Below are 21,907 nucleotides of genomic sequence, written 5' to 3'. Positions count from 1 at the left end.
GTGAAGTGACTACAAGAGCGAACTCAGAGTTTCATAGCCCCTCTGAATCAGGAGCCGAATTATCAGGGATGACACCAGAAACACTCGACAAGATCGTTGCTGATCGGGAAGCACGCCTGGTTCAAGAACCTCTTAAAGAGCTCGGGGACAAGACGGGAATTATCAAAGGTACGCGGACGGCTGTCCGAGATCTGTGGCGACGTCGAGAACTGTTCGGTTACCTTGTCAGACGAGAGCTTAAAGCAAAATACAAGGACTCAACTTTCGGTTTTGCCTGGTCGCTAGTGAAGCCACTGGCACAATTGCTGATCTACTTCATCGTTATTGGTCATTTTCTTGGAGCAGCGCGAGGTATCCCGCAGTTTGCTATCTTCGTCTTCTCCGGGTTGACAGCATGGACGCTATTCGCTGACATCATTAATGGAGGAACCGGATCAATTGTCGCAAATTCCGGGCTTGTAAAGAAGGTTTACCTTCCACGTGAGGTATTCCCACTATCTGTTGCAGGAAATGCGCTTGTTAACTTCTTAACTCAGTTCATCATCCTCCTGATTGCTGTCGTATGTACTTTTCAATTCCCGCATCTGCATTTACTCGTATTCTTTCCGCTAGCCCTTCTTCTCCTTATCGTTTACGGCTTGGCTGGAGGCTTATTTCTCTCAGCAATAAATGTTTACTTGCGTGATGTTCAACATCTGATTGAAGTGATTACATTTCTAGGATTCTGGGCTTCCCCTATTGTCTATTCCTATTCTTTCGTAGCAAACACAGTTTCCGGATGGATTCTTGAACTGTACCTGGCTAATCCAATTACCCTAGCAATTCTTGGGTTCCAAAGGACAATGTGGGCGGCAGGAGTCGATGCTCCCTATCCCACTCATATGATTCTCCGCATGACAATTGCTTTGATTGTCGGAATTCTTCTTCTTTTCGGAGCGCACCGCGTGTTTGTGCGTCTCGAAGGTAACTTCGCACAGGAGCTGTGATAATGGCTAAGACTTATCCAGATGTTATCCGTGTAGATAATGTGTCAAAATCTTTTAAGATCCATCGAGATATGTCGATAAAGGATCGAGTCGTCCATTCTTCAAAAGCTCATATCGAAGAGTTTAATGCGTTGGAAGACGTTTCTTTGTCGATCCCAATGAATCAAACAGTCGGTCTGATGGGACACAACGGTTCTGGTAAATCTACACTGCTTAAAATCATGGGCTCGATCATTCGTCCGACGACAGGAACGGTGACTACACGTGGGCGCATGGCGGCTTTACTTGAGCTTGGAGCTGGCTTCCATCAGGATTTAACTGGTAGAGAGAACGTCTTTCTCAATGCATCAGTTCTTGGCATGACTCGCGTGGAGACTGAACGACAGTTCGATGAGATCGTTGCCTTTTCTGGAATCGAACGCTTCATCGACACTCAGGTGAAGTTCTATTCCTCCGGAATGTATGTGCGCCTAGCCTTTGCAGTTGCGGTTCACTCGGATCCGGACATTCTTCTTGTTGATGAAGTCCTTGCGGTTGGTGATGAGCCATTCCAACGAAAGTGCATGGATAAGATTTCCGAATTTCAACGTGAAGGACGAACGATTCTTCTTGTCTCGCACTCAGCAGATCAAGTGAATGCGGTCTGTGACCGCGGTGTTGTTCTCGATCATGGACACGTTGTTTTTGACGGTAATACGCAAGAAGCAGTTCATGCTCTTCGTGAAGCATTTGAGCTTGCCGATAGGGAACAGAAGGAAAGCGATCCTTCAGATTACTTGTTTGGCAAAGTCCGTCTCGATGATGTTTATATTGAGGACGCACACGGTAATCGTGTTCATCGCCTGAATACTGGCGATGATATGAAAGTCCAGATGGTTTTCACCACTGAAGAGAAAATGGATGACTGGCTGGTTGGTATTACATTCGAGACCAATCTTGGTCAGCACTTGTTTACATTTGATACCAATGCCTCAAAATCGGTGATGCCTTCAGTTACGGGTCAGAATCGAGTCACATTCTCGATTCCTAATCTTCCTCTTGGGGATGGAATGTATCGCCTTCATGCGGGGATTGCAGATGGACTTGGGAGGACCATCAATCATCGCCACAACGCGTGGGACTTGATCGTTGCTGGGCCTTATGCAGGTACGGGGCCGATTGCGATGATGCCAACAATTACTTTCAATGATTGATTCTCCGCGCATCAGCGTCGCCCTGTGTACGTATAACGGCGAACGATTTATCGCTCAGCAGATTGAGTCGATTCTGGCTCAATCCATGCCGGTGGATGAAATTGTTCTGGGCGATGACGCTTCTAGTGACAACACAGTTCAGATTGTTGAAGAGCGTGTTGCTGGAACAAACATCGACCTCATGGTCCGGCGTCATAATCCCGGCCTTGGCGTCAGGAGTAACTTTGCTGATGCAATCAGCGCGACGACCGGTGACGTCATTATTTTGTGCGATCAGGATGATGTCTGGCATCAGGACAAAGTTGAGAAACTAGTTGAAACTCTTGACGACAAAGAGCTCGTTCATTCTGATGCCCGCCTTGTCGACGCTGAGGGGAATCCAAAGGGATCGGCGCTTCTTGAAGAGCTCAACGTCAGCGCGTGGGAGAAACGGAACCTCGTCGATGGCGATGCGCTCGCGGTACTACTCAAGCGGAACCTTGTTACGGGCGCAACGGCTGCGGTGAAGGGGGAATTCGCGCGCAGTATTATGCCGGTTCCTGACGGCTGGATCCACGACGAGTGGCTTGCGTTCATTGCCGCTTTTGACCGTCAGCTGGTTCTTCTTCCAGAAGCCCTGACGGACTATCGCCAGCATGAGAATAACCAAATTGGCGCGAAAAAAGAACCGTTATCTGTTCAGATCAAACGCAAGATTTCAGCAGACTCTGATGATGACGCGCGACGCTTGACGCGAGCCCTCAGCGCATTCCACTTTGTCGCCAGCACCAACCGTGGACTCGAAGAGGACAGAGAACGCTTAGAACGGGCAGCGAAGCATCAGCAGGCTCGTTCACTCATGCCCAAAGGGCATCTTTCTCGGATCCCAACGCTTATGGGGGAGGCGTCTAAAGGCAACTACTCGAAGTATTCGCGGGGTATCTGGGCGTTCGGTCGTGATCTTCTGCGAAGCTTTGATTCCTGAGACGATATCTAGCTGATGGGGACTAGGGGAGTGCGTCTTTCTCCCCTCAGGTGATCAGGGCTTCTTGTGCTCGCAAGCACGGCATCAAGAAATGTGCTTCCCCCGGCTTCTCTTTTCTGTTGATGGTGCGTCTGAAGCTCATTCAATGTCCTCGTACGGCATAATTGCCTATAAAGCTGTTCAATTGTTAGGAGTTCATCGTGCGAATCGTCGTTACTGGTGGTGCTGGTTTCATCGGAGCTAACTTCGTCCACACTCTTCTTGAAGACCATCCGGATGTAGATGTTGTTGTTCTTGATGCGTTCACCTACGCAGGCAACCGTGGCTCGTTGACCGATGTGTCCGAGGACATGGCGAAACGTCTGAGCGTCATTGAAGGCGACATTGCGGATGCTGATCTTGTCGATTCAGTCGTTGCGAAGGCTGATGCTGTCGTGCACTTTGCTGCCGAGTCACACAATGACAACTCTCTGAACGATCCGTCGCCGTTCATTCAGACGAACCTGGTTGGTACGTTCACCCTGCTTGAAGCAGTCCGACGCCACAAGGTTCGTTTCCACCACATTTCAACCGACGAGGTCTACGGCGATCTGGAACTGGACGATCCCGCTAAGTTCACGCCGACCACTCCCTACAACCCCTCGTCGCCCTACTCGGCATCGAAGGCCGGCTCGGACCATCTGGTTCGCGCGTGGGTGCGTTCGTTCGGTGTGGAAGCAACGATTTCGAACTGCTCGAACAACTACGGTCCCTACCAGCACATCGAGAAGTTCATTCCTCGCATGGTCACGAACCGTCTGCGCGGTGTCCGTCCGCGCCTGTACGGCGATGGTCTGAACGTTCGCGACTGGATCCATGTTCGCGACCACAACACGGCGGTCTGGGACATCCTGATGAAGGGTCGTATCGGCGAAACATACCTGATCGGCGCTGACGGTGAAACGAACAACCATGATGTTGTCACGATCCTGAACGAACTGATGGGCTACCCGGCAGACGATTTCGATCATGTCGCCGATCGCCCTGGCCACGACCTGCGCTACGCGATCGATAACACGAAGCTCCGCGAAGAACTTGGGTGGGAGCCCCACTTTACGGACTTCCGCTCGGGTCTTGCCGACACGATCAAGTGGTACACCGATAACGAAGCATGGTGGGCGCCGCTGAAGGAAGCCGTCGAAGCGAAGTACGCGGCTGAAGGTCACTGATTCGTGGATAGCCACGCACGTGGCGCGTTGGGTGAAAACCCGCGCGTCACGGTCTTAATGGCGACCTACAACGGTCGGACGTGGATTGACGAACAGATCGATTCAATCCTTGATCAGAGGGGAGTCGACGTAACGTTGCTCGTTTCTGATGACGGGTCAACAGACGGCACTGTTGAACACGTTGCACAGCGCGCTGGTCAGGATCGACGTATTCGGCTTCTTCCGCCTCGCGACGGTACGCCGGGTGTGACGGGGAATTTCCTTCATCTGTTCATGACGCATCGTCCGGATGGTTCGTATGTTGCGTTTACGGATCAAGATGATGTGTGGCATCTGGATAAGTTGTCCAGACAGATTGCGATTCTTGAAGCTGAACATGCGGATGTGACATCCTCGAATGTCACGAGCTTCGATCAGTCGGGGAAGAAGACTCTGATTGATAAAGCGGGTGCCATGCAACGGTGGGACCACATTTTTGAGGCTGCCGGACCGGGGTCGACCTATGTTTTTACGCCGGAATTCCATGAAAAACTTCGTGATGCTCTAGAGCTTTTGGACTACTCTGCCATCGGTGTCCACGATTGGTACGTGTATGCGATTTCGCGTGCGATTGGTGCCAAGTGGATTGTGAGTGCGACGCCGACCCTGGATTATCGTCAGCATGAAGCGAATGTGCAGGGCGCGAATAGGGGATTGGGAGCGTATGCCGACCGTTTTGCGCGTCTGCGTAGCGGTTTCTATCGTGGTCAGTTCTTGGCGGTCGCGCGTGCTGTGCGTCAGGTGGCACGATACGACGATCAGGTGATGGCGGATCTGAGTACATTGATCGGCGAGCTTGAGGACACGTCTGTTTCTGGTCGTCTGAAGTTCGCTCGTCGTTGGCGTCAGATTCGACGCAAGCCTCGTGAAGGTTTCCAGCTGGCGCTCGCACACGTATTGGGCGTGTGGTAGTCGCCGATTGTTCAGTCGCGTTCAGTGCGCGCCGTCGTGAAGGAGCGATGCGCCTTCTGACTGAGCGATTCGTTGTGCCTCTTGCTCGGAATACAGTTTCGGATCAATAAGTACGAGGCTGCGCCCAGTTAACCAGTGCGTGACTGCGATGGGGGCGCAATGATCCAACTGATAAAGGGCAATGCGTTGCGATTCAGAAGACGCGGTGTCTGGTGGAAGCGGGTGGGTGATGCCACACGCTTCTTCAACGGATGTGGGTGCCCGCTGTGGAATGGGTACTTCGAGTGCGTCGCTTTGAGCGCCGACCTCCATGAGTGCATCGAGCACTCCATCAGGCAGGGGCTCTCCATTCCACGAAAACGTGAGGTAGGTGCTTGGTTGGGCTAACACCCACGCGCCGCGCTTCAGCGCGTCGCGTGAGGCCTCGTCAACCGAATCTGTCACAAGGATGTCGGAAACACCTAGCGTTGCTGAATCACTGCAGAGCTTCAATCCCATAGCAAGCGCGGGAACGCTCCACGTGAGCTTCTGCCACGGGCCCACGGCGAGGCACAGTGTTTGGCGCGTCTCATTGTTGGAGTCAGAAGAGACGGTCGAGGGAGTTTCGAAGCCAAAGGGGCCATCAAACAGGTTCGGAGCAAGGTCGCTTCCCAGAAGATTGGCGACCTTCGCGAACCAGCGGGCAATGACCGGTCCGTTGAACTCAACGCGTTCGTGCGAATAGATCGTCATTTGCGGGGATGGACGTGTTGCCAGAAGCGAAATGAGTTGCGGGAAAGTGGTCATAAGTGGAATCGTAGTGGACAGATGTTCTCCAAGCTCATCGAATAACAATGCCGGATTCCTGCCGAAAACCTGCTTGAGGCGCACAAATACTGGCTAACCACAATAGTTCACTTCTTGCAACTGGCAGGCAAGGATTTCTCAATTACTCCCTCGGGCTTGACTTATGAAGATGACACGCGTGTAATTCTTATATTGATGTAAAACTGCAAGGAGATATTCGCGTGTGGAACATTCTCGGTGACGGACCGATTTCTTGGTCTGAAGCACTCGATGCTGACTTCTACGCGTCGATTGACGGTCCTCTTGCATGGCAAGAGCACGCACTCTGCGCTCAGACCGACCCGGAAGCCTTCTTCCCCGAAAAGGGCGGGTCAACACGCGAAGCAAAAGCTGTCTGCCAGTCCTGCGAAGTTCGTGAAGAATGCTTGCAGTACGCTCTCGACCACGACGAGCGATTCGGTATTTGGGGCGGGCTGTCAGAGCGCGAACGCCGTCGTATGCGTCGCCTCGCTATCTGAAAGATGACTCTCCAGTGAGCTCCTCTGTCGTAGCTCTCGTTGTTGCTCACGAGGCCACTGAAATCCTCAGCGACGTCCTCGTTGCTGTTCAAGCCCAGACAATGAAGCCTGGTGCAACCTATGTTATTGATTGTTCTCCAGCGTCAGACACTGAAATTGCTGGGCTCATTGGTCGCATTGCTCCCACGGCCCACAGAATCAGCGCGCCCCGCGCCAAGAACATTTCGCAGGCTCTCAACCGGGCGTTCGCCGATAAAGACGCTGCTCTGAACACCTACGCGTGGGCGTGGGTCCTTCACTCCGATTCCATTCCTGAACCAGACTGCTTGAATGCCCTCTGGGCACATGCAGACCGCTCACGCACCATCGGTGCCGTCGGTCCAAAACAAATGTGCTCCGATGGGTCCCACATCATTGAATGCGGTATTCAGGCAACGTCCAGCGCGCGTCGAGCTGACGGAATTCTCCGTGGCGAAATCGACCAAGGACAATACGACTCAACCTCTGATGTCCTGGGCGTCGGCACTGCGGGAATGCTCGTCTCCACCGTTGCCTGGAACGCAGTGGGAGGATTTGACACTGCTCTCGGTCCGTTCGGAGAAGGCCTCGATTTCTCCCGCCGGTTGCACCTTGCCGGCTATCGCGTTGTTGTAGCGCCCAAAGCGAGGATTCGCCACCTTCGTACCTCGTACATTCCTCCGACACTACTGGCGCTCAGCGAAAACACTGAAGAGTCTTTAGACGACCAGCCTGCAACAGCGAGTGACGATGCCCGCGTTCTCGATCTGTTCAACCAGCCTTCCTCCATTTCCGCGCGCGTCCCCCGCGATATGAGTTTTGGCCAGCGTCGCTTTGCCCAGCTCTATAACTGGGCAAAGGGCGTGCGAGTCTTCACTTTGCCATTCTTGGCGCTCTGGCTTGCCTTCTGGTCGCCCGCGCGTGCTTTTGGGCGCTTAGTCAGCGGTCGCGGTGAACTGTTCTGGCCTGAATTGCGGGCATGGTTGGCTCTGATTGCGATAACCCCGCACCTGCTCTTAGCGCGTCACCGTGCAGCACGTAGTCGTATCGTTCCCGTCAAGGTTCTTCGCGAGCTGTACGTAAGCGGTCGACAGGTGCGTGACAGTGCGCGCAGACGACGTCAGGCAATCGGTCAAGACAAAGACGAAGACCCGCTGGTTACCGCATCGCGCGCTCAGTATCGTTCGCGCTTACGCGTAGCTTTCGCGACCATCATGCTCGCCACGATCGCCCTCGGCGTGGCCTTCTGGTGGGGACGTACCTCGTCAGTGAGTGGTGGCGCGTGGCGTACTCTCCCTTCGTCGTGGAGCGATCTTTGGGACGCAGCATGGGCTTCATGGATCCCCGGTGGCGATGGTATGGCCGGCCCTAACGATCCGCTGTTGATTCCCTTCGCACTTATTACGTGGCCTTTCTCTTTTGCCGGCATCGAACCGACTACCGTTATCGGCATCATTGCGATGCTCACCGGGCCACTTTCCTGCCTGAGCGCATGGCACCTGACCGGTCGTCTGACTCAGTCCATCGCAGTGCGTGCCCTGGGATCGCTCGCATGGGCATTCCTTCCGTCCCTCAGCCTTGCCGCCTCGCAGGGGCGTATCGGACCGGCACTCTTCCACGTCCTGCTTCCCCTTGCCGTTGACCAATGGTTCCGCGTTCTCACTGCGCCAGAGCCTCTGCGAATTGCCGGAGCGCAAGGCACCGTGGAACTGCTCAGGTCAGAACGAACCGGTGCGTTAGCGCGCTTTGCGTTGACCTCGGCTTTCCTTGTTGCAGCGCTTCCTTCCGGGCTTCTTGCAGTGCTCTTCGTACTGATTGTGGCTACCGCAACCCGGCGCCTGCCATGGGTTCGCGCTCTGCTCGCTCTTCTTCCTTCGGTCGCTCTTGTCACTCCGCTCTACGCTTTCGCCCTGACCAGTCCCGGAGGCTGGCGAGCCTTGCTGGACGCTTCGGGCGGAACCTTTGCTTCCACGACCGCGCCCTCGTGGTTCACGGTGCTCGGATTGGGAAGCGCGGCCTCGTCGATTCTTGAAATGAGCATCTGGGTCGCGCCTTCGGCATTCTTAATCATCGGGGGAGTGGCATGCTCTTTCGCAGTCATGACCTCGTCGACGCTTAGCGCGCACCGTCGCAACCGCGTCGTCCCACTGATCGTGTTCACCAGTGCACTGATTCTTGCGTCGACACCCTTCGCCTCCAGACTCGATGCAGGCCTGAGCGGAGCAACCACGACAACTATCTGGACTGGCACTTACTTCTCGCTTGGCGCGGTCGGCATGCTTGTTGCCATTGCACTTTCGTCCTCTCACGTCAAGACGTGGGACGCCAAAGCACCGTTCTGGCTGAAACTGGTCGCTTTCATCGGCACAATCGGAATCGTCGCCGGTGGGGTGCTTCCTGCTTTCACTCACATTCGTGCGCTTGGCGCTGACGGCGACTTGACGCAAACTCAACGCTTGACTTCAGACCACGTCGTCGCCAACCCGAATGTGATCGCGGCAGTGTCCAAGCAGGCGCAAACGTCCGAAACTGCAGGACGCGTTCTTGTCCTGGACGCAGACGCAACATTCTTCGTCATTGATGCCAACGTGTGGCGCGCAAACGGACCGTCATTCACCGACTCAACAGCGCTTACCCGCGCGATCGCCTACCACGAGGCCACCTCGGGTGCACCATCGGACGCAGCAACAGCAGACCTTCAAACGCTGGTGCTCACGCTCGTTTCCTACCCTGACGCCTCTACAGTCCAGGCAATCGGTGAGCACGGAATCGACTCGATTTTGGTGCGCTCTGATTCTGTACAAGTCCAGCAGTTCGTGCAAGCACTGGCATCTGCCCCTGACATTGAACGCGTTGGCGAAACCGATGCGGGATACCTGTGGCGTATCCGCCCGCAAGGCCGTACCCCTGCGCGGGTGACACTGAATGCGTTCAACACCGTCGCCAGCCTCGACTCCGGCTTGCTTGATGCGCGTGGAACGGTTGAAAACACCGGAACGAATGCGACAGTGCAGCTGGCAGAACGCGCGCATTCCAGCTGGAAAGCAACAGTGAACGGAACCGAGCTCACCCCGCAGCTGGCCTCCAATGGCTGGGCGCAAGCATTTAGTGGGGTTACCGACGGAGAGCTTCACGTGTGGCATCAAAGCTGGTGGCAACTCCCGTGGATGATCGCATCACTGGTGGCTCTAGGATTCGCGTTCTTGGCCGGTATGCCGTGGAGGAAGCGTCGCTCATGACTGAACGCATGAACAAACCGGTCGCACTGCTCGCTTCCCTTGGTGCGCTTGCACTCTTGGGGCTTGCCGCTAGCGCTACAACGTTCCTGTCCGGTGAAGAACCCACGACGATTGAAACACCCGTCATCACGGCTGCCCCGTCATCGGTGACGCTTGCATGTCCACCGGGAATCATTGACCCATTCGCGTCGACTCCTGCCACCACGACTGCAGGACACATCTGGTCGACTCTTGCCCCCACAGACGGTGATGAACTGGCCCGATCGATCACTGCCTCAGGGGCGCCAAATGAAGAAATCAGCGTTCCTACAGGTGTTGTCATCACTGGCCAAGGCGGCGGAGAACTACTGGGATTGTCAGCCACGGGCTGCTCACTTCCCAGCGGTGATCAATGGATTCTTACGGGCTCGACGTATGCGGGTAATGACGTTGTTCTTGCTCTGGCCAATCCCAGCGCAACCCCAGCAACCGTTTCCGTGACCGGCTATGGGCCGATTGGATTGCTGGACGATGCTCCGCACACGCTCACCGTGCCCGCTGGGAAAACGATCACCGTCGTGCCCTCGGGCTGGTACCCCGACGAAGAGAGAATCGCCCTGCATATTGAGTCCGATTCGGTGGGCATCTCCGCGTGGGCTCAAACTTCCCGATTGGATGGCGAAATCCCCGCTGGTGCCACATGGAGTGCGTCGACGAAACCTGCGACACAAGTAGTGTTCGCGGGTCTTGGTGGCGAAACAGCGTCTCTTCTCCGCATCGGTGTCCCCGGGGAAGACCCCGCGTCGATTCAGGTCACCTTGATCGGCGAGGACGGGTCAAAGGTTGTCGAAGGAACAGAACTGGAAATTGATGCCCAAACCGTTCTGGATATTCCACTGACGGGTATCGCGTCAACCGCCAGTGGCATTATGGTCACTTCCGATGCGCCGGTCGTGAGTGCCATTGAACAATCGTGGGATGGCGGAAAGTGGGCGCAGACGGATCAGACGTGGACGATCCTGTCGAGTATCGCCACTGCGAACGCTCTCTCGAAGGCAGATGTTCCGGGGCTAACAACCCTGAGTGATCTGGTAACAAAGGAACTGAGTGCCACGCCTCTGCGCGCAACGTCTCTGGAAAGTAACTCCGGTGTGAGCGACGTGACTGCGCAGATGGTACTGGTGAATCCTCTCACGGATGCGTCCTCAGATGCTACGGTCAGCGTTGCTGGTCGGGAAGTCCAAGTTCCTGCGGGCACATCCACCGTCGTTGATCTTCCTAGAGATGACGGCAAGGTGACATCTGATCAGCAGATTTACGCCTCCATCGTTGTCAGCGCAACAACTCCGAATGGTGTTGTGCATGCAACGTGGAATGTCGGCACCGGAGGGTTGGCAACGCAACAAGCTAGGGTCCACGTCGGCCCCTGACGGCGTCCCGGCTGGCAGTGTGTTTTCAACTAGGTAAGGCACGCATATTAGCCGACGCGCTGACAACGTGTTCGGCTGACAGTGTGTCTTCAACCTGTCAGCGCAGGTATTCGTCTAATTCATCCGGCGGAATCGCCAAGATGTGCGAGATCCTGTCGACCAGAATCTGACGTGTAATCTTCACGATGTCCTGATCGCCTGCGCGAAGAACGATCGGAAGCCGATAGATGACAATTCTGTCTCGAAGACCTCGCCTGCGATCAGCGTGGAAAATGCGCGCAAGCACTTCAGCGTGAGATTCCCACGGAGCTGGATTTGACGGAGGAACATCCTCGGTAGCGAATTCGATTGTTGCCACTTCGGGCCAGCGTCGAGTGAGCTCTACGATGTGCGCGCCGATCATTTCATCGAAGGCTTCGCGCCTGGTTCGCCATGCGGGTGTTCCCGGGAAAAAGACGGGACCCCTGCCACCACGACCATGAGGATCGCGACGAGGATGATGAATTCGACTAGGCACCCCACAACATTAACGTGCTTCGCCTTAGCCAGAGTGCCAACGCCCCGAATGGGTAATCCTGGCGTAGGCTATGGGGGTGATTTCGGCTCGTCTTTGTTCTAAGCCAGGATGCTCGCGTCCGGCAGTTGCCACGTTGACCTATGACTATGCGGACGCTACGGCTGTCCTCGGCCCACTGTCAACATATGCGCAACCCAACGCGTATGACATGTGCGAAGACCACGCGAACCGCTTTAATCCGCCTCAGGACTGGCAGCTCATCCGACTTGTTACCCACTTTGATTCGGTTCCGCCTTCGGGCGACGATCTGCTTGCCCTTGTGGACGCGGTTCGCCAGGCCGCCAAGACGCCTACCTCGTCATCCGAAGCATCGCAGGCTGGAGTTCCTCCGCGTTCGTCCGCCTCTCAGGCAACGGATTCGCCATCGCGTAGTTCCAGACCGCGAACCTACGAGGCCTGCGAACGAGGTCCGTTTACGTCCCAAGATCCTGATACTTCAAGCCCTCTTGACCCGCAGTCTCCGTATGCGAAACGCAGGGCTCAGTTCACGGTTATTTCTGATTCTGACGCTCCGCACTCACACTAAACGGACGCGCTCAGCAGGCTCAGTGACGAATCTGCTCCATCAACGTGTAAGCGAAGTTTTCTTTGCGGATACGTTCGTCGACGTACATCAACGCGATGTATGTCTGCGAAAGAGGCATGACAAGCATCTGCACGATCGTGGATGCTACTGCCGCTAACGGAATTGCGGTCAGATACATCTGCGGATCGGTACTGATGGTGAACGTAGTGAATGTGGAGAGCACTCCGGAGAAAATACTTCCGATCGCGCCCATCACCATTGCAATCAGGATGGTGCGTCCAAGAGTCTTGAACGCTACGCCGTGTGTGAGCTTCCACGAGCGCTTCAACGCTTTAAATGGGGAGAGATTTTCTACCGCGCATACCGTTTGAGCAAAAATGAACCGAACGTGGAAGAACACGCACACAAGGAATGTCGTGATCGCTCCAACTGAGCCGAAGAGCAAGAAAACCATCATCATCTGAGTGTGGCTACGGTCGGTGACGTAGTTTACGCCTAGGGCGACCAGCGAGAATACGGTGAACGTAACGCTGACGATCAGGGTGAAGAGGAATGCCCAGAGAATGTTTAAACCGATCATGGCAAGCAGTCTGGACTTAAAGCGCTTGAAGGCATCTTCGGCGGATAGCTTCTTACCGATGATCGCGTCAGCCGTACCGTTTGGAACCACGATCGCTGGGAACAAGCCAGCTAGACCAAGCAGAATCAGAACGAAGGGAATAGTACGAAGCGTCATCGTCATCCCGATTGTCGACAGGTCATCGGTCGATATGCGACCGTCAAAATCAACAAGCGACGTGAAATTCGGTAACGCGAAATAGATCGTGACGAGCGTAATGATCCCAGTAACAATCGTGACGATTCCGGGAAGAATAAACAAGATGAACGGGTTCTTTGAAAGAGCCTCGAACGTTCCAGAAAACAGGTCACCCACGCCCAGTGGGCGCAGGGGGATAATTCCGGGCTGAACTGGGGAGGGAGAACCGGGCGACATTGGCGTGGAGTTCATTGCCTGAAGGGGAGGCTGATTGAATCCCTGGGTGGACGAAGGATCCTGAGAGGCACACACAGTGGCATTGTCCTGTGGGTGGAACTGTGGAGTGTTCGGAGAATCCGGTTCTCCCCATGAACCCACGTGGAGGTGGCGGAAGTCGTTTGAATCAGTCATGACGGCTCTCTGGAGGTCACTTCAATCAATGAAGATGAAAAAAGTATGGCATGAGACGATAAAAAGATAAGGGAAAAGGGTAGCGAAAAGGGGTAACGTTGAACCATTTGGCGAGTCGAGTCACAAAAACCGTTCGATCGTGACACGATCGTTATATGACTTCGCGAATCCTAGTAGTCGACGATGACGTCGCCCTTGCAGAGATGATTGGCATCGTATTAGAAGCCGAAGGATTTGCTATCGCCACCTGCTCAGATGGAAGCGGAGCGCTCGCGGCTTTCCGCGCGTCGAATCCTGATTTGATCCTCTTGGATCTCATGCTGCCCGGTCTCGACGGAATTGAAGTCTGCCGACAGATTCGTCTGGAGTCGGATGTTCCGATTGTCATGCTGACCGCTCGCACGGATACGTCAGATGTTGTGGCTGGCCTGGAAGCAGGTGCGGACGACTATGTGGCAAAGCCGTTTAAGCCGAAGGAGCTTGTTGCTCGAATTCGTGCACGTCTGCGTGGGCGTGACGACTCAGGTGACGAAAAGCTGTCGATTAATGACGTCGAGATTGATGTTCCTGGGCACGAGGTCATGCGTGGGGGCGAAGCAATTTCGCTGACCCCGCTTGAATTCGATCTTCTTGTCGCGCTGGCGCGAGCACCGTGGAAGGTGTTTAGTCGAGAAGAACTTCTTGAGCAGGTGTGGGGGTACCGCCATGCGGCGGATACACGTCTTGTGAATGTTCATATCCAGCGTCTGCGTTCGAAGATCGAACGAGATCCGGAAAAGCCTGAAGTTGTTATCACGGTGAGGGGAGTCGGCTACCGTGCCGGCGCAGGCGCCTGACCGTGGCGTGGCAAGCGACACTGACTCGGAGCTCGTTCAAGATGACGCGGTGACTTCAACCAGCGATGTTGCCAGCTCGCCTGACACGCCTTATCACAAGTATCCGCGGCTGAAGAAGTGGGTTCAGAGCCTTCGAACACGTGTGCGTAAGTGGACGAACTCGCGTGTCTACACAGCCGTCTATCGCTCTGGGCCTGCGCGCGCGGTCCGCGCCTCGCTATCACTTCGTTCGGCTTTAGCGATCACGGTTGCAGCCCTCGGAGTGATCACTGTTTTCGGACTGCTCGTGTCTGCTGAGTTGAAAGATACCGCATTTGAGTCGCGTCGAATTCAGATCCTCGAAGACGCAGCCCTGCGTTTTTCAAGCGCCCAGGTTGTTTTCGACCAGTCAACGGCTTCAACTCCCGATCAGGTTCAGGAAGCTGCCCGTCAGGTTGTTCAGAACATTCGGGCATCTGCCGGCGGTGCGGGTGCTGTTTCTGTTATTCTCTTGCGTTCTCAGACCTCGACATCGACGTTCCGTATCAACCAGATCGTCGACGCGAATGTTGATGCGTTGATCGACACCGAAATGCGTGATGCCGTGCAAAACGGGGGACAGGCTCAGTGGAAGTCTGTTGCCATCCCAGCCAACGGCGATCACGTGGATCCGGGAATCCTTGTCGGAACGACGGTGCGTCTTCCTCGAGCAGGAACGCACGAACTGTACATCGTCTATTCCCTTGCCTCCGATCAACGCCAAGTGAATATGGTGATGCGTGTCCTTTTGGTCGCCGCCACTCCCTTGATGATTGCTCTGCCAGTTGGCGCGTTTTGGATGCTATTTCAGTTGCTTCGTCCCGTTCGCAAAACGGCAGATGCGGCGAAGAAACTTGCTACCGGTGATCTGGACGTTCGTCTTGACGTCAAGGGCAGTGACGAAATGGCTCAGCTGTCGGGGGCCTTCAACCTGATGGCTGAATCCTTACAATTAAAGATCGAAGAATACGATGAGCTCTCACAGCTTCAGCAGCGCTTCGTTTCCGATGTGTCCCACGAACTTCGAACGCCTTTGACGACAATCAAGATGGCGGATTCAGTCATCTGGGATAACCGGGATGCCCTCCCCGCTCTGGCGAAACGATCGGCTGAACTTCTCCACGATCAGACAGAACGAATGGATTCACTGTTTACCGATCTGCTTGAGATCTCACGCTACGATGCTCGCTCAGCCGATCTTGAAGCTGAAATGACGGACCTGAAGACGGTTGTTGCCAGGGTTATTGAAGCTAATACTGAGCTGGCATATCGGCTGGGTGTACCCGTCGCACTTCACGCGGGCGAAGAACGGTGCGCGTGCCCGATTGATGTGCGTCGTATCGAGCGCGTGCTACGCAATCTTCTCGTGAATGCTCTTGAATTCGCTGAAGGAACTCCGGTTGATATTACGGTCGCTCAGAGTCAAACAGACGTTGCTGTCAGGGTGCGCGACCATGGCGCCGGTATGAGTGAGGAAACAGCCTCCCACGTTTTTGACCGCTTCTTCCGCGCGGATTCTTCGCGTAAACGCACAACGGGTGGTACCGGGTTGGGTCTGTCCATTTCTGCAGAGGACGTGGCGCTTCACGGGGGCACTTTGGTTGCGACAGGAAAGATTGGCGAAGGAGCCTCGTTCGTGATGACCCTGCCGAAGGCGGCGGGTGGGACCGTAGTGTCGACTCCTCTTGAATTGTGGGAGGAAGCCACATGATGAGGTGTGCCCTCAAGCGACGATGTGCGTCCGGATTATTGTCCGGAATCCTCATGTTTGGCCTTGCCGGCTGTATTGCGTTGCCTCTGGCATCGGATCCAGCGCCCTTTGAGGTGTCTGTTCCTGACGTTGATCCCGTTGAATTTGCTGCTGATGGGCCTTTGAAGAATTCTGATCCGCAGACGTTGATTTCTGATTTTCTTCTTGCAAGCGCTGCGGGAACGAATGATGATTTTGCGACTGCGCGCTTGTTTTTAACGGCTGCTTCCCAGCAGGTGTGGGCACCAGATGATGAGGCTCTGATCTATGACACTGCTTCGTCGCCGTCGATTTCAATTAAAGGTGATGAGGGATCGGGAACGTTAACAGCAACGGTGACTGTTCCCGCTGTCGCCTCAGTGAACAGTGAAGGCGTGATGACGCGGAGCGAAGACTCCATGATCTCGTCGACGTTCAACCTGGTCCAAGAGGGCGGGCAGTGGCGCATCGATTCCCCCGAAGATGCGTTCATCGTTTCTCAAACGGCGTTCAGCGCTGCCTATGAACAAGCGAACCTCTATTTCCCAGCGAGGACCGGGGATGCCTTGGTTGCGGATCCTCGTTGGTATCCTTCGCGTCGCCTTGCCTCGCATCTGCTCTCAGGTCTGATCGCTGGGCCGAGCCAAACGATCGAAGCGGCGGTCATGAATGCGATTCCCGGTGGAACGACGTTCCCGGCTCAGGGGGTTGAAATCAGTGATCAGATCGCGAAAGTGGATCTGAGCTCCCCCACGGTTGGCGAGGGAACCCCGCGTCAGCTTCTTGCGTGGGAGGTGACGGAAACCCTCCTTCAGGATTCGCAGATTTCCACAGTGGATCTGAGTCTTTCCGGGGTTTCTCTTGAAGGGGTCGAGACTCCGGCGTTGTCCTCCTATTCGTTGGATACGCGAATTGCTTTGCAGGCAGGCCGCATTGGATCGCTGGCGGGCTCTACTCTGACACCGTTTGACTTGCCGATTTCTCCTGCGTCTTCCGCGTCGTATCCGGCGGTGTCGCCGATTAACCGCGATGTTGTGGCATGGCGCGAAGGAAATTCGCTGGTCGTGTCCGCCTCGGGTGCTCAAGGCGCGCATTCGTCGGTGGACGTGGGGTCGGGGAACGAGGCCGGGGCTCCTTCGATTGACCGCTTCGGCTGGGTCTGGTCGCCCGCTTCAACAAGCGGACCGATCATTGCAACGACTCCCGACGGCCAGGTTGGACGTGTTCCCATGAATGAAACAGGTGTTGTGAGCGTGCTTCGCGTTGCCATTTCGCCCGATGGCGCGCGAGCTCTTGTTTTGTCTGGAACGCCGTCGAACGCGACCGCTTGGATGTTCGCGGTTGCGCGAGATAGTAGCGGTGTGCCATTAGGCCTTGAAGACGGTCAGGCGATTCTCGGTATTCACGGGCAGATTGCTGATCTTTCGTGGGCTGGTTCGTCGTCCTATGTGGTTGTTCGTTCGGCTGAATCGTCGGCTGATAGTGACGATATGGAACTCGATGAAGTTGCGATTGGTGGCTTTGTTTCCCAGTCCGAGGTTCCAGATCAGGCCTTAGCAGTCAGTGCTGGTCTGACGACGGCGAATGTGTGTGTGAAGGTCCGTTCGGGTAGCGTCACGTGTCGAACGGGTGCTTTATGGCAGGCTATGCCCGCAACTTTCGCCGACGTGCGATTCCCCGGCTAGAGTGCATATCTGATTCGTTTTCAGTTTCGTTTTCACGTCAAAGTGAACAATTGTTAAACACCGTAGCAATTGAGGCGGGTTATCCACAGAATGCAGATTCCCCGTTCGCTCTCCTTGAAGCAGAGGCACATGATGGAGAAATGGAGTTTCTTCAGCGTTTACGCATCGCGGTTTTGTCCCTGCTGTCAATACTGATGCCTGCTCAATGTGCGGGTTGTATGGTCTGGGATCATGTCGTGTGTCCGCGTTGTCGTAGTATCGCGCTTCGATCCGCTCGATTAGAGCGGATCGGTCTCGTGACCTTAGGGAAGAGCGAAACGGGAATGCCATGCGCGCCCTGTGATAATGACGGAAGTGGCGCCACCGTGCCGATGGCGTTTATCGGAAGGTATGACGGCGAGTTGAGGAACATCATCATCGCCTCTAAACATTCGCCGACCTTTCGTGGCGACGACTTCTTATATGACGCGGGCGCAAGTGTGGGGCGTTGTCTTGCCACTGCGCTTCCAGGCGATGAGCCGTGGTGGGTGATTCCTGCGCCGTCGAGCTGGAAACGAGTGCTTCACGGTAAGAATGTGACCGGCGCTTTTGCCCGGGGTGTTGCGTTAGGGCTTGCGCAGGTCAGTGGACGGCCAGCGCGGGTGGTTGGCGCAGTTTGTTTGCGGTTTGGCGTGCGCTCTCAAGCGGGTCGTGGGGGACGAGGCCGCCGTCTCGATCGAGCCGGATCCATGCGCCGGCGGCTTCGTATTCCCGCCAATGTGGCGGTAGTGATTGTTGATGATGTGTTGACAACAGGAGCGACATGCCGTGAGGTGGCGCGCGCTGTTGGACGGGTTGACGCGGTCGGCGTATGTGCCCGAGTTTAGCCTTTCTATGACGCAGCTCACGAAAAAAGGGGTATGATAGGCGTATAACCGATAGAGCAAAGATGACCCGAAGAATGGCGTCTTTGCCCAGTGACTGGGGGTGATAGCTACGATCACCGTCCGATGCGATGAGGCAATCGGACATTCAACCCCGCGAGCAACGAAGCTCGCCAGCTTCCCATGGAGGAAAAATGGACATCACTGTCGTCGCACGCAACGCGGAAATCCACCCGAACTTCCGTGAGTACGTCGAAGAGAAAGTCTCGAAGATTACCCTGTTCTACCCGCGCGCTCAGCGCGTCGACGTGGAACTGACACACGAACGTAATCCTCGCCAAGCAGATACCGCCGAGCGAATTGAGCTCACGGTCTACGGCAAGGGTCCAATCATTCGAGCAGAAGCAGAATCCGGCGACCGCTACGCAGCTGTAGATATTGCGGCCGGTAAACTCTTCGAACGCCTCCGTCGCTTGCGTGACCGCGCCAAGGATCATCGTCGTCGCTACTCTCACGAGATGGATGAGGTCGAGTTCCTCGAAGAACCCGTGCCGGTTGAAGATACCATCGAAGAGGCCGCTCCGCTCAAACTTCGCTCTGCGGAAGACCTCAAGGTTGGCGAAGCGCGCGAAGAGCAGCTTGGCGATACTCCGATCCTGGTTCGTCAAAAGGTTCACGAAGCCGAACCGATGACGGTTGATGAAGCACTCAACCAGATGGAAATGGTTGGCCACCCGTTCTTCCTGTTCATTGACAAGGAAACGAAGCAACCGTGCGTCGTCTACCACCGACACGGTTGGACCTACGGTGTCCTGCGTCTGAACACGACAACGGACTGCTGACGACTCGATAGCCAAAAGTGTGAGCCCCAAGAGTTTTCTTGGGGCTCACACTTTTATGCGTTGGAGGTTAAAGACGGCAGAGGAGGCTAGAGCTCGCCGTCTTCGACACTACGCAGGAAGTCAGACAGGCGGTTTGCCGCTGCGACGACGGACGGGCCGTGCTGGCGACCGGGCTGGCGCCCCATGCGTTCAATCGGACCGGAAATCGACAGGGCGGCGAGGACTCGACCCGAGGGGCCTCGTACCGGAGCGGAAACTGACGCGACTCCCGGCTCGCGTTCGCCGACAGACTGTGCCCACCCGCGACGACGAACCTGAGAGAGCGTCGTTGCGTTGAAAGAGGCTCCGTAAAGACCACGGTGGAGGCGGTCGGGTTCTTCCCATGCAAGCAGAACCTGTGCTGCGCTACCGGCGGACATCGATAGAGTTGCGCCAACCGGGATGGAGTCGCGCAGACCCATCTCACGTTCGGATGCGGCAACGCAGACACGGTAGTCGCCTTGGCGACGGAAGATCTGTGAGGATTCCTTCGTATGATCCCGAAGAGCCTTCAGGACGGGCATCGACGCCGCAAGCAGACGGTCTTCGCCAGCAGACGAAGCGAGTTCTTGGAGGCGGGGACCGAGAACAAAACGTCCCTGCATGTCGCGAGCAACCATGCGGTGGTACTCAAGGGCAACCGCTAGACGGTGCGCGGTGGGTCGGGCCAAACCTGTCGCGGAGACGAGTTGAGCCAAGGTAGCAGGTCCGGCTTCAAGCGCGCCGAGAACGAGTGCTGCCTTGTCAAGAACTCCGACTCCACTAGTCGTTGAATCCTCCATATTCAAAAGTTTGCCATCTCAACCAATGAGACTGCAACTCTTCGCATGCTGAAACGGCAGACGATGAACAAGGAAACAGCAAGCGAATAAGTCGCTCGGTGACCGTTTGCCTGTAAGTAAGCGCTGTTCAGGACTATTTTGAACGCACGCAAGGGGGAAACATGACCGGCACAATGGCCGAAAAGGTCTGGCAAGACCATATTGTGAAAAAGGGCGAAGGTGGCGCCCCTGACCTTCTTTACATTGACCTCCACCTTGTTCACGAAGTGACCAGTCCCCAGGCTTTCGAAGGGCTGCGCTTGGCAGGGCGAAAGGTTCGTCGTCCCGATCAGACGATCGCCACCGAGGATCACAATACCCCGACCCTCGATATCGACCTGCCGATCGCTGATGAGACCAGCCGTACACAGATTCACACTCTGCGTTCGAACGCTGAAGAGTTCGGTATTCGTCTGCACTCGCTGGGTGATGCCGACCAGGGCATCGTTCACGTTGTCGGCCCGCAGCTGGGTATCACTCAGCCGGGTATGACAATTGTCTGCGGTGACTCGCACACCTCGACGCACGGTGCATTCGGCGCACTCGCATTCGGTATCGGTACCAGCCAGGTCGAACACGTTCTGGCAACCCAGACCCTGCCACTGGCTCCGTTCAAGACCATGGCAATCACCGTCAACGGTTCCCTGCCTGCAGGGTCGACTGCGAAGGACATCATCCTCGCTGTCATCGCAAAGATCGGCACCGGCGGTGGCCAGGGCTACGTTCTGGAATATCGAGGCCAAGCAATCCGCGAGCTGTCGATGGAAGGCCGCATGACGATCTGCAACATGTCGATTGAAGCGGGCGCCCGCGCCGGCATGGTTGCTCCCGACGAAACCACCTTCGAATACATCAAGGGACGTCCGCACGCTCCCGAAGGGGAAGAATGGGAACGCGCAGTCGAATACTGGAAGACTCTGCGATCCGACGATGATGCCGTCTTCGATAACGAGGTCATCCTCGAAGCAGCCGATATTGAACCATTTGTCACTTGGGGCACAAACCCCGGCCAGGGCGTGCCGCTCTCAGCCACTGTCCCGAATCCGGATGACTTCACCGATGAGACTGGCAAGATGGCAGCCCAGCGTGCGCTTGAATACATGGGGCTCGAGGCGGGCACTCCGATGCGTGAAATCCCGATCGATACCGTCTTCCTCGGCTCGTGCACGAACGGTCGTATCGAGGATCTGCGTGCAGCGGCAGCCGTCATCAAGGGTCGTAAGAAGGCAGACAGCCTGCGCATGCTGGTCGTGCCCGGCTCTGCTCGCGTGCGCCTGCAGGCTGAAGCTGAAGGACTGGACAAGATCTTCACCGACTTCGGCGCCGAATGGCGTAATGCCGGTTGCTCGATGTGCCTGGCAATGAACCCCGACAAGCTGAAGGAAGGGGAGCGTTCAGCATCCACCTCGAACCGTAACTTCGAAGGTCGCCAGGGTAAGGGTGGTCGCACCCACCTGGTTTCCCCGCTGGTTGCCGCTGCAACTGCGGTTCGAGGCACCCTGTCCAGCCCCGCTGATCTGTAAGAAACGAA

The 21,907-nt window shown here is 55.7% G+C and carries 18 protein-coding genes; 14 read left to right on the top strand and 4 right to left on the bottom strand.

What is annotated here, in order from left to right; genetic code table 11:
- Positions 1-5: 5 nt before the first annotated feature.
- From QP503_RS07870 to QP503_RS07850, 5 genes are all read left to right on the top strand, one after another.
- A complete protein-coding gene (locus QP503_RS07870) occupies positions 6-986 on the top strand; it encodes an ABC transporter permease (protein WP_219810862.1) in 981 nt (326 codons plus the stop codon).
- Between the two features lie 2 nt (positions 987-988).
- Positions 989-2,179, top strand: a complete 1,191-nt coding sequence (locus QP503_RS07865) for an ABC transporter ATP-binding protein (protein WP_101627516.1) — start codon at positions 989-991, stop codon at positions 2,177-2,179.
- Positions 2,172-3,143, top strand: a complete 972-nt coding sequence (locus tag QP503_RS07860; protein WP_285101507.1) for a glycosyltransferase family 2 protein — start codon at positions 2,172-2,174, stop codon at positions 3,141-3,143. The genes QP503_RS07865 and QP503_RS07860 overlap by 8 nt, the downstream gene beginning before the upstream one ends.
- Before the next feature lie 200 nt (positions 3,144-3,343).
- Positions 3,344-4,351, top strand: coding sequence for a dTDP-glucose 4,6-dehydratase (rfbB, locus tag QP503_RS07855; protein WP_103631986.1), 1,008 nt, complete (start codon positions 3,344-3,346; stop codon positions 4,349-4,351).
- Positions 4,352-4,354: 3 nt separating this feature from the next.
- Entirely contained in the window at positions 4,355-5,302 is a 948-nt protein-coding gene (locus QP503_RS07850) for a glycosyltransferase (RefSeq protein WP_285101505.1), read from the top strand.
- Between the two features lie 21 nt (positions 5,303-5,323).
- Here QP503_RS07850 and QP503_RS07845 read toward each other — a convergent pair whose 3' ends face one another.
- Positions 5,324-6,088 (bottom strand): hypothetical protein, encoded by a 765-nt coding sequence (locus QP503_RS07845; protein WP_219585315.1) that lies wholly within the window; start codon positions 6,086-6,088, stop codon positions 5,324-5,326.
- A 221-nt stretch (positions 6,089-6,309) separates the two neighbouring features.
- On the opposite strand from QP503_RS07845, the gene QP503_RS07840 reads away from it, so the two are divergent.
- From QP503_RS07840 to QP503_RS07830, 3 genes are read left to right on the top strand one after another with little or no spacing between them, the layout of a single operon-like run.
- Positions 6,310-6,606 carry a WhiB family transcriptional regulator gene (locus QP503_RS07840; RefSeq protein WP_103631983.1) on the top strand — a complete coding sequence of 99 codons (297 nt, stop codon included), beginning with the start codon at positions 6,310-6,312 and terminating at the stop codon, positions 6,604-6,606.
- A gap of 14 nt (positions 6,607-6,620) precedes the next feature.
- The gene (locus QP503_RS07835) at positions 6,621-9,863 is read left to right on the top strand and encodes a glycosyltransferase family 2 protein (protein ID WP_285101502.1); all 3,243 of its coding nucleotides are present in this window, start codon (positions 6,621-6,623) and stop codon (positions 9,861-9,863) included.
- Positions 9,860-11,272: a DUF5719 family protein gene (locus tag QP503_RS07830; RefSeq protein WP_285101500.1), complete on the top strand. Its 1,413-nt coding sequence runs from the start codon at positions 9,860-9,862 to the stop codon at positions 11,270-11,272. Before QP503_RS07835 ends, QP503_RS07830 begins: the two co-directional genes overlap by 4 nt.
- 97 nt (positions 11,273-11,369) lie before the next feature.
- On the opposite strand, the gene QP503_RS07825 is transcribed toward QP503_RS07830, so the two are convergent.
- On the bottom strand, positions 11,370-11,789 hold the full coding sequence (locus tag QP503_RS07825; RefSeq protein ID WP_257878415.1) for a metallopeptidase family protein: 420 nt from the start codon (positions 11,787-11,789) through the stop codon (positions 11,370-11,372).
- 76 nt (positions 11,790-11,865) lie between these two features.
- Between QP503_RS07825 and QP503_RS07820 the strand changes: the two genes are divergently transcribed.
- A complete protein-coding gene (locus tag QP503_RS07820; protein ID WP_006681332.1) occupies positions 11,866-12,375 on the top strand; it encodes a DUF3499 domain-containing protein in 510 nt (169 codons plus the stop codon).
- Between the two features lie 19 nt (positions 12,376-12,394).
- Here QP503_RS07820 and QP503_RS07815 read toward each other — a convergent pair whose 3' ends face one another.
- Positions 12,395-13,543, bottom strand: a complete 1,149-nt coding sequence (locus QP503_RS07815) for a DUF7847 domain-containing protein (protein WP_285101498.1) — start codon at positions 13,541-13,543, stop codon at positions 12,395-12,397.
- Between the two features lie 155 nt (positions 13,544-13,698).
- On the opposite strand from QP503_RS07815, the gene mtrA reads away from it, so the two are divergent.
- From mtrA to hpf, 4 genes are all read left to right on the top strand, one after another.
- Entirely contained in the window at positions 13,699-14,379 is a 681-nt protein-coding gene (gene mtrA / locus QP503_RS07810) for an MtrAB system response regulator MtrA (RefSeq protein ID WP_285068039.1), read from the top strand.
- 142 nt (positions 14,380-14,521) lie between these two features.
- Positions 14,522-16,108: an MtrAB system histidine kinase MtrB gene (gene mtrB / locus QP503_RS07805; RefSeq protein WP_285101511.1), complete on the top strand. Its 1,587-nt coding sequence runs from the start codon at positions 14,522-14,524 to the stop codon at positions 16,106-16,108.
- Positions 16,109-16,146: 38 nt separating this feature from the next.
- On the top strand, positions 16,147-17,811 hold the full coding sequence (locus QP503_RS07800) for an LpqB family beta-propeller domain-containing protein (protein ID WP_285101496.1): 1,665 nt from the start codon (positions 16,147-16,149) through the stop codon (positions 17,809-17,811).
- 1,057 nt (positions 17,812-18,868) lie between these two features.
- Entirely contained in the window at positions 18,869-19,516 is a 648-nt protein-coding gene (hpf, locus tag QP503_RS07795; protein ID WP_285068043.1) for a ribosome hibernation-promoting factor, HPF/YfiA family, read from the top strand.
- An 86-nt stretch (positions 19,517-19,602) separates the two neighbouring features.
- On the opposite strand, the gene QP503_RS07790 is transcribed toward hpf, so the two are convergent.
- Positions 19,603-20,337, bottom strand: a complete 735-nt coding sequence (locus tag QP503_RS07790) for an IclR family transcriptional regulator (RefSeq protein ID WP_006681325.1) — start codon at positions 20,335-20,337, stop codon at positions 19,603-19,605.
- Between the two features lie 161 nt (positions 20,338-20,498).
- Between QP503_RS07790 and leuC the strand changes: the two genes are divergently transcribed.
- Complete coding sequence (gene leuC / locus QP503_RS07785) at positions 20,499-21,899, top strand: 3-isopropylmalate dehydratase large subunit (protein WP_219585304.1); 1,401 nt, start codon at positions 20,499-20,501, stop codon at positions 21,897-21,899.
- Positions 21,900-21,907: the final 8 nt, after the last annotated feature.

The organism is Pauljensenia sp. UMB0895, from assembly GCF_030218905.1.
Classification (GTDB): Bacteria; Actinomycetota; Actinomycetes; order Actinomycetales; family Actinomycetaceae; genus Pauljensenia; species Pauljensenia turicensis_A.
The sequence above is the reverse complement of the archived record's forward strand: the minus strand, read 5'-3'. Positions and strand labels throughout refer to the sequence as shown.